This is a genomic window from Rhodoferax sp. LS1P39, from assembly GCF_056521425.1.
The window spans coordinates 51173-64266 of the sequence record NZ_JBWMAV010000002.1 but is presented as its reverse complement, the minus strand read 5'-3'; the positions used below and the strand labels follow the sequence as shown (position 1 = coordinate 64266).

At 63.2% G+C, this 13094-nt stretch carries 17 protein-coding genes; 12 read left to right on the top strand and 5 right to left on the bottom strand.

What is annotated here, in order from left to right; genetic code table 11:
* The first annotated feature begins 2 nt into the window (after positions 1–2).
* Positions 3–992, top strand: coding sequence for an aldo/keto reductase (locus tag AC097O_RS03650; RefSeq protein WP_479591526.1), 990 nt, complete (start codon positions 3–5; stop codon positions 990–992).
* A gap of 77 nt (positions 993–1069) precedes the next feature.
* Complete coding sequence (locus AC097O_RS03645) at positions 1070–1729, top strand: type IV pili methyl-accepting chemotaxis transducer N-terminal domain-containing protein (RefSeq protein WP_479591525.1); 660 nt, start codon at positions 1070–1072, stop codon at positions 1727–1729.
* A gap of 26 nt (positions 1730–1755) precedes the next feature.
* On the opposite strand, the gene AC097O_RS03640 is transcribed toward AC097O_RS03645, so the two are convergent.
* The gene (locus AC097O_RS03640) at positions 1756–2100 is read right to left on the bottom strand and encodes a winged helix-turn-helix transcriptional regulator (RefSeq protein ID WP_479591524.1); all 345 of its coding nucleotides are present in this window, start codon (positions 2098–2100) and stop codon (positions 1756–1758) included.
* Between the two features lie 92 nt (positions 2101–2192).
* Between AC097O_RS03640 and AC097O_RS03635 the strand changes: the two genes are divergently transcribed.
* Positions 2193–3053 (top strand): SDR family oxidoreductase, encoded by an 861-nt coding sequence (locus AC097O_RS03635; protein ID WP_479591523.1) that lies wholly within the window; start codon positions 2193–2195, stop codon positions 3051–3053.
* A gap of 10 nt (positions 3054–3063) precedes the next feature.
* Here the strand turns inward: AC097O_RS03635 and AC097O_RS03630 are convergent, their stop codons facing one another.
* Positions 3064–4032 (bottom strand): GlxA family transcriptional regulator, encoded by a 969-nt coding sequence (locus tag AC097O_RS03630; protein ID WP_479591522.1) that lies wholly within the window; start codon positions 4030–4032, stop codon positions 3064–3066.
* A 122-nt stretch (positions 4033–4154) separates the two neighbouring features.
* Between AC097O_RS03630 and AC097O_RS03625 the strand changes: the two genes are divergently transcribed.
* The 7 genes from AC097O_RS03625 (at position 4155) to AC097O_RS03595 (ending at position 7832) form a co-directional block, all read left to right on the top strand.
* Positions 4155–4703 carry a cysteine hydrolase family protein gene (locus AC097O_RS03625; protein ID WP_479591521.1) on the top strand — a complete coding sequence of 183 codons (549 nt, stop codon included), beginning with the start codon at positions 4155–4157 and terminating at the stop codon, positions 4701–4703.
* Positions 4704–4770: 67 nt separating this feature from the next.
* A complete protein-coding gene (locus AC097O_RS03620; RefSeq protein ID WP_479591520.1) occupies positions 4771–5805 on the top strand; it encodes a 3'-5' exonuclease in 1035 nt (344 codons plus the stop codon).
* Between the two features lie 265 nt (positions 5806–6070).
* The gene (locus AC097O_RS03615; protein ID WP_295954953.1) at positions 6071–6304 is read left to right on the top strand and encodes a hypothetical protein; all 234 of its coding nucleotides are present in this window, start codon (positions 6071–6073) and stop codon (positions 6302–6304) included.
* A 99-nt stretch (positions 6305–6403) separates the two neighbouring features.
* Positions 6404–6568 carry a hypothetical protein gene (locus AC097O_RS03610; RefSeq protein ID WP_315185147.1) on the top strand — a complete coding sequence of 55 codons (165 nt, stop codon included), beginning with the start codon at positions 6404–6406 and terminating at the stop codon, positions 6566–6568.
* A gap of 88 nt (positions 6569–6656) precedes the next feature.
* Positions 6657–6896: a hypothetical protein gene (locus tag AC097O_RS03605; RefSeq protein ID WP_479591519.1), complete on the top strand. Its 240-nt coding sequence runs from the start codon at positions 6657–6659 to the stop codon at positions 6894–6896.
* Positions 6893–7261 (top strand): DOPA 4,5-dioxygenase family protein, encoded by a 369-nt coding sequence (locus AC097O_RS03600; protein ID WP_479591518.1) that lies wholly within the window; start codon positions 6893–6895, stop codon positions 7259–7261. Before AC097O_RS03605 ends, AC097O_RS03600 begins: the two co-directional genes overlap by 4 nt.
* Complete coding sequence (locus AC097O_RS03595; RefSeq protein WP_479591517.1) at positions 7242–7832, top strand: DUF2242 domain-containing protein; 591 nt, start codon at positions 7242–7244, stop codon at positions 7830–7832. Before AC097O_RS03600 ends, AC097O_RS03595 begins: the two co-directional genes overlap by 20 nt.
* On the opposite strand, the gene AC097O_RS03590 is transcribed toward AC097O_RS03595, so the two are convergent.
* Both AC097O_RS03590 and AC097O_RS03585 read right to left on the bottom strand, forming a co-directional pair.
* Positions 7821–8183, bottom strand: a complete 363-nt coding sequence (locus tag AC097O_RS03590; RefSeq protein ID WP_479591516.1) for a thioredoxin domain-containing protein — start codon at positions 8181–8183, stop codon at positions 7821–7823. The genes AC097O_RS03595 and AC097O_RS03590 overlap by 12 nt on opposite strands.
* Before the next feature lie 39 nt (positions 8184–8222).
* Entirely contained in the window at positions 8223–9152 is a 930-nt protein-coding gene (locus AC097O_RS03585; RefSeq protein ID WP_479591515.1) for a LysR family transcriptional regulator, read from the bottom strand.
* A gap of 82 nt (positions 9153–9234) precedes the next feature.
* On the opposite strand from AC097O_RS03585, the gene AC097O_RS03580 reads away from it, so the two are divergent.
* Together AC097O_RS03580 and AC097O_RS03575 are read left to right on the top strand one after the other, a co-directional pair.
* Positions 9235–9576 carry a protocatechuate 4,5-dioxygenase subunit alpha gene (locus AC097O_RS03580; RefSeq protein WP_479591514.1) on the top strand — a complete coding sequence of 114 codons (342 nt, stop codon included), beginning with the start codon at positions 9235–9237 and terminating at the stop codon, positions 9574–9576.
* Positions 9577–9578: 2 nt separating this feature from the next.
* Positions 9579–10424: a class III extradiol dioxygenase family protein gene (locus tag AC097O_RS03575; protein ID WP_479591513.1), complete on the top strand. Its 846-nt coding sequence runs from the start codon at positions 9579–9581 to the stop codon at positions 10422–10424.
* A 51-nt stretch (positions 10425–10475) separates the two neighbouring features.
* On the opposite strand, the gene rpoD is transcribed toward AC097O_RS03575, so the two are convergent.
* Positions 10476–12842 (bottom strand): RNA polymerase sigma factor RpoD, encoded by a 2367-nt coding sequence (gene rpoD, locus AC097O_RS03570; RefSeq protein WP_479591512.1) that lies wholly within the window; start codon positions 12840–12842, stop codon positions 10476–10478.
* Positions 12843–13094 lie beyond the last annotated feature (252 nt).

Here is a 13094-nt window from a genome sequence, read left to right as displayed (position 1 = left end):
CTATGAAAACACGTGCCCTCGGCCCCTTTAACGTCTCGGCCATCGGCCTGGGCTGCATGAACCTCAGCCACGCCTACGGTGCGCCGGTCACGGCAGAGCAGGGCGAGGCGGTGCTGATGCACGCCCTGGACCGGGGTGTGACCCTGTTCGACACCGCGGCCCTGTACGGCTTTGGTGCCAACGAAGACCTGGTCGGCAAAGTGCTGTCCAAGCACCGCCGCCACTTCACCCTGGCCAGCAAATGCGGCATGGCGGGTGTGGATGGCAAGCGCGTCATCGATGGCCGCCCGGCCACGATCAAACGTACCTGCGAAGAGGCATTGAAACGCCTGCGTACTGACGTGATCGACCTGTACTACCTGCACCGTTGGGACAAAACCGTGCCCATCGAAGACAGCGTGGGCGCGCTGTCGGACCTGGTGCGCCAAGGCAAGATCCAGACCATCGGCCTGTCCGAGGTGTCGGCCAGCACCTTGCGCAAGGCGCACGCCGTGCACCCCATCACCGCGCTGCAAACCGAGTATTCGTTGTGGACGCGCAACCCCGAAATCGCGGTGCTGCAGGCCTGCAAGGAGCTGGGCACGGCCTTTGTGGCCTTCAGCCCGGTGGGGCGCGGCTTTTTGACTGGCACCCTGACCGACGTGGCCACGCTGGATGCCAAAGACATCCGCCGGAGCATGCCCCGTTTTGCGCCTGAGAACTACGCCGCCAACCTGCGCTTGCTGCAAGGCCTGAAGGCCATCGCCACGGATGCCGGTTGCACCCTAGCCCAGTTGGCCATTGCCTGGCTGCTGCAGCAAGGCGAGCACATCATCCCCATCCCCGGTACCACCCGCATCGCCCACCTGGACGAAGACCTGGCCGCCGCCGATGTGCAGCTCTCGCCCCAGGTGCTGGCCCAGTTGGACGCGCTCATGGCCCCCCGCGCCATCACCGCAGGCCGCTACAACGCGCAGTCGCAGTCCGAGGTGGATACCGAAGAGTTCGCGTAAGTTGATGTAACGGTGGCATGGGCTTTGCGTGACAGGTGCGACGGGAATCCTCCTGCCGCTCTTTGCGAAAGTCCTTTATGCACCCCAGCACCCGGTCCTTGGCCACCACCATGCCCGACAACGCGGGTCTGTCTACCGTCAACCTGGCGGCCCGCCAGCGCATGCTGTCGCAGCGCATGGTGCTGCAAACCGTGTTGGCCGCCCAGGGCGACAAAGCCCAGCTGCAGGCGGCCGAGCGCACGCTGAGCCTGTTTTCCGACAGCCAGGCCACGCTGCTGAAAATGCCCAAAAAGCTCGACGAGGCCAGCGCCCGCAAGGTGGAGGCTGTGTACCACGACGTACAGGGCGTGGGCGGCAGCATCCAGACCTTCACCAAACTGGTGCGCACGGCCCTGGACCACATCGCCCAGCGCGACCCGCGCCAGCCCGCTTCGGTGGCCCAGGTGGTGGCGCACACCGACGCGGTGCTGGAGGCCCTGAACAAGGCCACCACCGTGTTCGACGAGATCAGCAAAACCCAGTCCGACCACATGAAGCGCGAGCTCAGCGGCATCGTCAACGACATCCAGAGCGTCGCCCGCGAAGCCAAGGTGGTGAGTTTCAACGCCCTGGTCATCGCCGCCCGCGCCGGCAACTTTGGCCGTGAGTTTGCGGTAGTAGCCAACGTGCTGACCGGCATCACCGGCAAGATCGACGGCCTGTCGCGCGAAGCCATCGTCTTGGCGGGGCGCAGCTAAGGCGACGCAGCTTTCGGGGCAAGCCGCTAGTTAGGGGCGGTTTCTCCCGCGATCGCTTCGTCTGGTACCGCTTCTCCCCACTTTCCCATTGCCTCTAGAACATCCCGCAGCCCCTCGCCAAGAGGGGTTAGTGTGTAAACGACCCGTGGCGGTGTCTCGGCGTACGCGGTACGCGTGACCAGTCCATGGCGCTCGAAGCCTTTCAGCCGGTGTGTCAATGTGTGGGCGCTGATGCCGGGTAGTGCGTCCTTCAGTTGCGTAAACCTTAGGGGTCCGTGCAGCAACTCGCGCACGATCAGTGTGGCCCACGGACCGTCCAGCAGCGTCAGGAACCGCGCGACTCCGCAGCAAGGTATCTTTTTTTGCTCCATGTCTGCAATTTCTCAATTAGTGCATTTGACGTAACCAGTGCAAATATTAGACTATTAACACTCTATCCACTACACCATAGAGAGAAACTCCCATGACTTTTGTGATTCACGGCGCAACAGGCGCACAAGGTGCACCGCTTTTGGCGCGTTTGGTTCGGTCGGGCAAGCATGCGGTGGCCGCAGTCCGCCATCCGTCTGCCGTCAAGGACGTGCCTGCCGTCGCGGTGGACAATGACTCGGTGGATTCATTGGTTGCGGCTTACCAGGGTGCGGAGGGTGTCTTCATCCATTTACCGGTGGTGGCTGAGGAGAATCGCCTCCGGTACGCCCGCAACATCGCCCAGGCCATTGCCCGCGCAAAGCCCCAGCGGGTGGTGATCTCCACCAGCGGATGGGTGGTGGACGAACCGACTTCACCGCTACAGAACCCCCCAGAAAGCGCCATCTCCACGCTGATTCGCGAGGTCCAGCACACCGGCGTTTCATTGGCGGTTGTGGCACCACGCTTGTTTTTTGAGAATTTGCTCCTCCCGGTCGTACTTGTACCGGTGCAGTCCGAGGGAATTTTGCGGTATCCCCTGGGGGCAAACTACCCGGTGTCTTGGTGCTCCCATCTGGACGTGGCCGAGGCTGCCGAGCGCCTGCTGGTGGACGCTTCCGTGAACGGCGTTGTCGGTGTCGGACAGTCGCCCGCAGTGACTGGGATGGATCTTGCTGAGGGCTTCGCGCGTTACTGGGGCCGCCCGGTATCGTTCAGCAGCCTGGAGCCCGGAGCATTTGGCGAGATGATTGCCCCCTTGTTCGGTGCCGCTGCTGCGGCTGGGGTCGTCGCTGGCTACCAGGCGCAAGCACAAGCATCCGCAAATGCGATAGCCGCGGACTCGAGTGCACAGCGCCTGCTCGGGCTGACACCCCGCACGCTGCAACAGTGGTTGGCTGAAATAAAGGCTTGACTGGACGCACTCAGCCCGAAGTGCCACCGGCGCGGAAGGCCCGCCGGTAGGCGGACGGTGAGGTGCGCACCTGGAGCGCAAAGTGCTGTCGCAGTGACAGCGCCGTGCCAAAGCCCACCTCTGCTGCAAGCCGCTCGATCGGCATGTCCGTGGTCTCCAGCAATTGCTGCGCCCGACCGACGCGTTCGGTCGTCAGCCACTTGTTGACGGTGGTGCCCGTGGCCTCACGAAAGCGGCGGGTGAAGGTTCTCCGGCTCATCCGGGCTACATCGGCCAGCGCATCCAGCGTCAGCGGCTCTGAGAGGTGCGCGCGTGCCCACTCCAACACACCGGGCAAACGCTTCTCGCTGGGCAGGGCCGGAACGGGTTGCTCGATGTACTGGGCCTGCCCGCCCTGGCGGTGCGGCGGTGTCACGAGCAGCCGCGCCACGCGATTGGCCACATCGGCTCCGTGGCGCAGGCGCACGATGTGCAGGCAGCAGTCGATGGCGGCCACGGTGCCGGCCGAAGTGATCACGTTGCCATCATCAACATACAGCACGTCCGGATGGAAATCTGTCTTGGGAAAGCGCTGGGCAAAAAGCGCGCGGCAGGCCCAGTGGGTGGTTGCACGCCGCCCGTCCAGCAGACCCGCATCCCCCAACACGAATGCACCCAGGCAGAGGCCGATCACGTAGGCACCGCGCGCATGGGCCTGGCGCAGCGCGTCTGTCAGCGCCACAGGAGCGGCGATTTCAGGGCGGTTCCAGGCTGGTATCACGATGATGTCGGCTGCCTCCATCGCGTCCAGGCCGCCCGGCACCTCGATCTCCACACCCTGGTCACAGCGCACGCGGCCGGGTCTTGGTGCGCAGTACCGCACTTCATAGGGCGGCAGGCCACTGGGCACCGGCTCGATGCCAAACACGATGCCCGGCACCGAAAGATGGAACAGGCTCACGCCATTGAAGGCCAGAACGGCGACACGGACAGGCGGCATGGGGTCTTCGGGTTGCAGCATTTTGGCCCGATTTTATCTAAGATAGTTATTCAGGCCAATGGCGCACTGTTCGGTATGTCTTGAAAATTCAAGCTGTCTACCTTAAAGAAAGAAACCTTCCCATGAGCAAGCGCGCCACCCTCGTCGTTGACCTCCAAAACGAATACCTTCCCACCGGCAAGCTGCCGCTGGTCGGCATCGAGGCCGCCTTGGCCAACGCCGCCCGCACCATCGCGGCGGCACGCGCCAAAGGCGAATTAGTGATCCATGTTCGGCACGAGATGGCGCAGGCTGGTGCACCGGTCTTCGTACCCGGTAGCGATGGCGTGCAAATCATCCCCGCCGTGGCACCTGCCGAAGGCGAGCCGGTGGTCCTCAAGAACTACCCCAACTCGTTCCGCGACACCCACCTCAAGCAGATGCTGGACGAACAAGGCATCCAGGAGCTGGTGGTCATCGGGGCGATGAGCCACATGTGCATTGAGGCGACCAGCCGCGCCGCGGTCGATTTTGGCTATCCCGTGACCGTGGTGCACGATGCCTGTGCGACCATGGACCTGGAGTTTGGTGGAACCCAGGTGCCTGCCGCCCAGGTACATGCCGCCGCAATGGCTGCGCTGGCTTTTGGCTATGCGGCGATTACCACCACCGACGCGCATCTGGCGGGCTAAGTTGCTGGGGCAGGGCAGGGCAGGGTGGAGGCGTACACTCGCGCCCTTTCTGTAAGCCCTGCACCTGATGTCTTCTCCTACCAAGAGCCGCCGCGTACCCAGCGCTGCGGTGTCGGCACAAATGGATTTCGTGTTCACCGAAGCCGTGGCTGAGCCATGTGTGCCACCACCAAAGGTGGTGCTGGTCGCCGCAGCACCCGATGCCGAAGCCTTAGCTCTGCAACTCGAACAACACCCCGACTACCGCGTGCTGCGCCGCCTGGTGCCGCAATTGGAATTTGCCGCCGCGCCTGCCCAGGGCGTGAAGCGCTTGCTGGTGCTGGACACCGAAACCACCGGCCTGGAGCACAGCCGCGACAAGATCATCGAGCTGGCCCTGCTGCGCGTGGATGTGGACACCGCCACCGGTCTGCCCTGCGGCAGCGTGCAGGTGTACGACGGCCTGGAAGACCCCGGCCAACCCATTCCCGACATTGCCCGCAAGATCACCGGCATAGCCGACAGCATGGTGGCGGGCCTGGCCCTGGACGAGGCCCGCATCGCCGAGCTGCTGGACGGCGTAGACCTGGTGGTGGCGCACAACGCAGCGTTTGACCGCCCGTTTGTCGAAGCCCGTCTGCCCGCGTTCGCCGCCAAGGCCTGGGCCTGCTCGTTTGCCGATATCGACTGGAAGCAGGAGGGCCGCGACTCCGCCAAGCTCACCGCCCTGGCGCTGGACCTGGGCCGGTTTTATGACGCGCACCGTGCAGAAATGGACTGCCACGCCTTGCTGGCGGTGCTGCAAGCGCCGTTGCCGGTCGCAGGCCGCACCGGCCTGGCCCATCTGCTGGCCGCCGCCGAGGGCACCCGTTACCGTCTGCAGGCCAATGGCGCACCCTTTGATGCCAAAGACCTGCTCAAGGAACGCGGCTACCGCTGGGATGCCGCCAACAAGGTCTGGCACACCCGGCTGATGGATGAAGCCGCCCTGCAACAGGAATGCGACTGGCTGGCTGCCGAGGTCTACCGGGGTCGGGCAGCCAAGGTGCAGGTCGAGGCGCTGGATGCCCAGGTGCGTTACGCCAACCGCGCTGGACTATTGACCTGGCGCAATATTGGATGAAATAGGCTTCCCGCGCTTATTGGTAGAGCACGAGCAGCTATAAAAATAGTAGCTTTGAAAAAATGTGTTTCTTGGGCTGTCAACGGTAAGGGCAAAAAAACATCCTCCATATTGAGGATAAAACAACCCCGGTGATTGCACGGTATACACCCCTGCGCTCAGGACGCCCACCAATCAAGAGGATAATGCAGCCTCTTATCCGGCTATGCGCCGAACTATTTCCTTGCAAAATTGCTGCAATTAGCAGCCAACTAAGGCTCTATCCATGGCGAAAGCTGATTCCAAAACTGCCATGCTGGCCGACGGCCTGCGTTACAAATCCAAAGCCTCCGGTTCCCCCTTCGCCGCTGCGGCATCGTTTGGCGGTGCCACCATGTCCTGCTTTTTGTGCGGCAAGCACCGCACCCGTTCGCTGATGGGCACCCGCAAGGTGCTGGGCAAGTCGCAAGCCGTGTGCGCACCTTCGTGCCAGGCCATGGACGAAGCCGCCGCAGGCTAATTTCCGCTTAAAACCCCCGTTTAACCGGCTGTGCGGGCAAATCGCCCGCGCGGTTGTGGCCTAATCGTGGGTTGTCACATTTTCTATGGAGTAAACACAATGGCAAAAGAACCCCGCACCGAAGCCGAGCGTAAGGCTACACCCCGTCCCACCCCACTGCCTGGCTACACCAGCCCCGTCAGCCGCGGCCAAAAGCGCAGCCTGGAGCGTGGTGTTGCTACGCGCAGCAAGAAGAACCCTGGCAAGCGCGCCCACCAAGGCTAAGCTTTTTTCGGTATTGCACGCGCCGCGTAGGCGGGCCCTCGGGCTGCCTGCGCGGCGTTGCTGTTTCTGCAAGTGCCAAAATAGACCTATGTCCAAACACAAATCCGGGCCCAGCGAGTGGGTCACCAAGATGCTGGCGGTGATCCGCACCGGCAACGCCCAGGCCGCCATTGCCCAGATCAAGGCCGCCCCTAGCGCCAAAGACGTGGCCCAGCTGCGGGCCTTGCTGCAGTTGCCCAACGCCCCGGCGCGGCACCCGAACGTGGATACCGCCATCGCTGAGCAGGTGGTGGCCCTGGCAAGCCCGCGCCTGCACCGCGCACCATGAGTGATGCCCGTATCAGGGGTTTCCACGCCCACGTGTACTTTGATGCGGCCACGCAGGAGCAGGGCCGCGCCCTGTGCCTGGAGGCTGCCAGCCGATTCAAGCTGGCCATGGGCCGGGTCCACCCCGGCCCGGTGGGCCCGCACCCGGACGGCAGCTGCCAGCTGGCCTTTGCACCTGCGGTGTTTGCCGAGCTGGTGCCCTGGCTGGCCCTGCACCGGCGCGGCCTGGTGGTGTTCATCCACCCCATCACCGGTAACGATTTGATCGACCACCGCGACTTTGCGATGTGGATGGGCGCGGTGCGGCCACTGAACTTGTCGGTGCTGTCGGGGTCGGACACGGTGTATGACCTTCCCGAAGATTAGCGTTGCGCTGGCGTGCCTGGGCTCCCTGGTGTTGGCCGGCTGTGCCACCCATCTCAAGCCCATCACCCAGCAAGAAGAGTTCGACTCGACGGGCAAGTACTCGCGCATGTTCGATGCCAGCCCGGCCGACACTTGCGAGGCCGCCCGGCGCGCCTTGCTCAGCCAGGGCTACGTGATTTCCAACGCGGCCAAAGAGCTGGTGCAAGGGCAGAAGAACTTCCAGCCCGAGAACGAAATCCACGTGCAGATGGACATCCGCGTGGTCTGCGCGTCGGAGAGCCGCGACGGCAAGCTCAGCCTGGGCTTTGTGACCGCACTGCAGGACCGCTATGCCCTGAAGAAAAGCAACACCTCGGCCAGCCTGGGCGTGGGCGTGCTGGGTTCGGTGTCGGTGCCGGTCAGCTCCAGCAACGATGCCATGGTCAAGGTGGCCAGCGAAACCGTCACCAGCGAACGGTTTTACGACCGCTTCTTTGCGTTGGTGCAGCACTACCTGGCGCAGAACATGGACGACGCGGACGGCGATACGCTAGCCCCGCCCGCACCCGACAAGCCAAAACTAACGCCGTAAGCGCTGTGCCAAGGCCGTTACCTCTGGGGCAGCCACTGCCGCCGGAGCATCCAGCTGTGCCTGCACTAGCCGCTGCAGTGTCTCGGTTTGTGGCGTGATGCTGCCAAAGAAGCGCACCGCACCGTCCACCACCACCAACAGCGTGGGGAAGTTGTCCACCTCGATCGGGTCCACCCGATCGGCCTGGTCCTCGATGTCCACCCAGACAAACTCCGCACCGGCAAACCCGCGCCCGACCTGCTCAAACCGTTCCTGGTAGTCGCGGCAACTGCCACACCAGTCGGCGCACAGGCAGGCCACCCACAGCTGGGGCGCAGCGGGTTCGGGAGGCGTATTTACTACCAATTCCATAGCTGAAGGTCTTTATTCGGATAGCGCAGAGGGCCTATTTTAGGAGGCAAACTCGGCGGGGTAGGCCCGCGCCAGCACCTCGGCTGCGGTGGCTTCCAGCGACTGGCGCAGCCAGCGGTGCACCGGATCGTGCTGGTGGCGCAGGTGCCACAGCATGTACATCGGCAAGTCGGGGCAGGGCACTGGCACCGGGCAGCTCTGCAGGCCACGCAGCATGCCCAGCGCCAGCAGGCCGGGCAGGGTGGCGAGCCAGGGGCCCGCGTGCAAAAACGCCGCAATACCCGCAAACCCCGGCACGGTGGCGGCCATTCGGCGCTGGATGCCCTGGGCTTGCAGCCATTGGTCGATGTCCAGCGTGCGGCGGGGCTGGTACACCACGCTGATGTGCTCGCTGGCCAGGTAGTCGGCCAGGCTGTTGGGCGCGGCGCGCTGGCTGGCATCGAAAAACACGCGGTAGGGCGTGGCAAACAGGCGCTTTTGCACCACGTCGGTGGCATCGGGCGGGCGTGGTGACACCACCAGATGGCAACTGCCGTCGCGCAGCATCTCGGCCGTCGGCACGCCGGACGGCACCATGTGCAGGCTGACCTGGGGGGCCTGCTGCCGCAGCCTTTGCAGCAGGGCGGGCAGTAGCAGATCGCGCTGGAAGTCGTTGGCCGCAATGGTGAAGCAGGTTTGCAGCCGGGCCGGGTCAAACTGCTCGGGCGTGGCCAGACGCTGCATGTCTTCCAGCAGCAGGCGGGCGGGCTGGGCCATGGCCTCGGCCCGGGCGGTGGGTTGGATGCCGCGGCCTGACTTTACAAACAGCGGGTCGCCGGTGATGGCGCGCAGCTTGTCCAGCAAATGGCTGACCGCCGACTGCGTAACCCCCAGCCGCTGGGCGGCCCGCGTCACCGAGCCTTCTTCCAGCACTGCCAGCAGCAGCTGTAGCAACTGGCCATCGAGGTGGGAATGATCGAATTTGCTCATGGGTCTGATCGTGATTATCGGGTTTATCTGGGGGATCTGTTTGGGAATACTGCGGTTTCCACCACTTCCACAGGAGACAACCATGGCCCAGGCCGATATCCCCGGCACCACTTTGTTCGACGGTGTGCAAGCCCGCAAAGGCTACGCCCTCAACAAAATGTGCTTTTCCTTCAACGCCGCCGACGCGCGCGCCGAGTTCCAGCGCGACGAGGAAGCCTACATGCGCACATTCGGCCTGAACGCCGAACAGGCCGAGGCGATCCGCCAGCGCAATGTGCTGGCCCTGCTGGCTGCGGGCGGCAACGCCTACTACCTGGCCAAGTTCGCCGGTATTTTCGGGCTGGACATGCAAGACATCGGAGCCCAGCAAACGGGCGTGAGCAAAGCAGAATTCACGGCCCGTCTGTTGGCCGCAGGAGCATAAGCATGGCCAAAATCGTTGGTGCCATTACTACGTCCCACGTGCCCGCCATTGGCCGGGCGATTGCCCAGGATCTGCAAAACGATCCCTACTGGAAACCCTTCTTCGATGGCTTCCCCCCGGTGCGCCAGTGGCTGGACGAAGTCAAGCCGGATGTGGCGGTCGTCATCTACAACGACCACGGGCTGAACTTCTTTCTCGACAAGATGCCCACCTTTGCCGTGGGGGCCGCGCCGCAGTACCACCATGCCGATGAAGGCTGGGGCCTGGCCACGGCGGCACCCTTCCAGGGCAACCAGGATTTGTCGTGGCATTTGATCAACGGCCTGGTAGCCGATGGCTTCGACATCACCACCTGCCAGGAAATGCTGGTGGACCACGCCTTCTGCCTGCCCATGGACCTGTTGTGGCCGCATGCCGACCCCCAGGCCGCCTGGCCCGTGACCACCGTGCCCGTCTGCCTGAACACGGTGCAGTTTCCCTTGCCCACCGCTGCCCGCTGCTTTGCCCTGGGTGAAGCCATTGGCCGCGCCATCGCCCGCTGGGACAGCGATGCCCGGGTGGTGGTGGTCGGCACCGGCGGCCTGAGCCACCAGCTCGACGGCCAGCGGGCAGGCTTTATCAACAAAGAGTTTGACCTGGAGTTCATGCGCAGCCTGGTCAGCGACCCGGCCTGGGCCACCCGCTTCTCCATCCATGAACTGGTGGAAAAGGTGGGCACCCAGGGCATTGAGCTGCTGATGTGGCTGACCGCCCGCGCCGCGCTGCCCGGCCCGGCGCGCCTGCTGCACTCCAACTACCACATCCCCATTTCCAACACGGCTGCAGGCCTGATGCTGATGGCATCATGAAAAAAGCCCCTGGCGGACGATTCCGGCAGGGGCTTTTTCAGTTGGAGCAGCTTACAGCGTGTCGATAAAGCTGCGCAGCTTGTCGGAGCGGCTGGGGTGCTTGAGCTTGCGCAGCGCCTTGGCTTCTATTTGGCGGATGCGCTCGCGGGTCACGTCGAACTGCTTGCCGACTTCTTCCAGCGTGTGGTCGGTGCTCATCTCGATACCGAAGCGCATGCGCAGCACCTTGGCTTCGCGCGGGGTCAGGCTGTCCAGGATGTCCTTGACCACGTCGCGCAGACCGGCCTGCATGGCGGCTTCGATGGGGGCGGTGTTGGCACCGTCTTCGATGAAGTCGCCCAGGTGGCTGTCGTCGTCATCGCCGATCGGGGTTTCCATGGAGATGGGCTCCTTGGCGATCTTCATGATCTTGCGGATCTTGTCTTCCGGGATCTCCATCTTCTCGGCCAGGATGGACGCATCGGGCTCAAAACCAAACTCTTGCAAGTGCTGGCGGCTGATGCGGTTCATCTTGTTGATGGTCTCGATCATGTGCACCGGAATCCGGATGGTGCGCGCCTGGTCGGCGATCGAGCGCGTAATCGCTTGGCGAATCCACCAGGTGGCGTAGGTCGAGAACTTGTAGCCGCGGCGGTATTCGAACTTGTCCACGGCCTTCATCAAACCGATGTTGCCTTCCTGGATCAAGTCCAGGAACTGCAGGCCGCGGTTGGTGTACTTCTTGGCGATGGAGATCACCAGGCGCAAATTGGCCTCGATCATTTCCTTCTTGGCATTGCGCGACGAGGCCTCGCCTTCGTTCATGCGCTTGTTGATGCCCTTGAGCTCGTCCAGCGGCACCACCACGCGCGATTGCAGGTCGGTCAGCTTTTGCTGCAAATCCTGCACCGGCGGGATGTTGCGGCCCATGATGGCGCTCCAGGGCTTGCCTGCGGCGGTTTGGCGCTCGATCCATTTCAGGTCCAGCAGGTGCGAGGGCACTTTGTTGCCCATCTTGTCGCGGCCACTGAAGTCGGCAATGAAGTTTTCTTGCGGGTAGCCGCACTTGTCCACAATGATGCGGCGCAGTTCGCGCTCTTTCTTGCGCACGTCGTCCACTTGGCTGCGCAGCAGATCGCACAGCTTTTCAATGGTCTTGGCGGTAAAGCGGATGGTCATCAGCTCTTCGCTCAAAGCCGCCTGGGCCTTGACGTAGTGCGGCGTGCCGTAGCCTTCCTTGTCATAGATCTTGTGCACCTTCTCGAACAAGTCGCGCAGGGTATCAAAGCGGGTCAGGGCTTCTTTCTTCAGCTCTTCGAGCTTCTTGGTCAGCGCCTTGGAGCCGCCCTTGCCGTCGTCGTCGTCGGCAGCATCGAACTCGTCGAAGTCTTCTTCGGCCACGTAATCGTCGGCTTCGTTGGGGTTGGAGAAGCCGTCGACGATGGTGGAGATGACCACCTTGCCGTCACGGATCGCCTCGCCCATGTTGAACACTTCCGCCAAGGTGGCCGGGCTGGCGCTGATGGCTTCCATCATGCGCATCAGGCCGCCTTCGATGCGCTTGGCGATTTCGATTTCGCCTTCACGGGTCAGCAGCTCGACCGTGCCCATTTCACGCATGTACATACGCACCGGGTCGGTGGTGCGGCCGAACTCGCTGTCCACCGTGGAGAGGGCCGCTTCGGCTTCTTCTTCGGCTTCTTCTTCGGTGGCGGCGGTGGGGGCCGTGTTGTTCAGCAGCAAGGTTTCGGCATCGGGCGTTTGCTCGTACACCGCCACACCCATGTCGTTGAGCATGTTGACCACGACTTCCAGCGTTTCCGCATCGACCAGCTTGTCGGGCAGGTGGTCGGAGATTTCGCCGTGCGTCAGGTAGCCGCGGGTCTTGCCCAGCTTGATCAGGGCCTTGAGGCGCTGGCGGCGCTTGGCCAGGTCTTCTTCGCTCAGGACGGTTTCGTCCAGGCCGAATTCCTTCATCAGCGCGCGCTCTTTGGCCTTGCTGATCTTCATGCGCAGCGGCTTGATCTTCTCGCCGGTGGGGCTGAGCTGGACCGGTGCTTCCTCGACCGGGTCTTCCTCGATCTCGATCAGGTCGTCGAGGTTGATCTCGGTGGAGATCGAACCCTTGGGCTTGGGGCCGCGCTTGGCACCGGCGGGCTTGACCTTGGCGGGTGCTGCTGCGGCGGCGGCTTTGGCGGCGGGCTTGGCCGCAGGCATGGTCACCACCTTGGGCGGACGGCCAGGCTTTTTCTTCGCGGCATCATCGGCAGCGGAGGTAACTTCGGGAGCGGCGGGGGACTTCGATGCGGGCACGGGTTTGACTTTCAAGGCGGGCTTGACCGCTGTCTCGGCAGCCACTTTGGTGCTTGCTTTGGCAGGGATCTTGGCAGCGGGGCCAGCGGCGGATATCACGGGCTTCTCGGGCTTTGGAGCAGGCATGGGCAAAAAACCTCAGGACAACAAAAAAACGAAATAAACCCGGGAGCCACAGGCTACCGGCGCGGACGCGTAGGGATAGAGAAGGGTTCTCGTTGGCAAGATGGGAGGGCGATCATTTGCAAGAATTTTTTTAAAAATCCGTGCAGGCAGTCCTTGCGGTGGGGTGGCCGGTGCGCGCAGTGGCGGCGAGTGGCCGTATCCGGAGGTGTTGCTGTCGCTCTTGCCGAGCAGTTAGCCTTAGATTATAGCCTG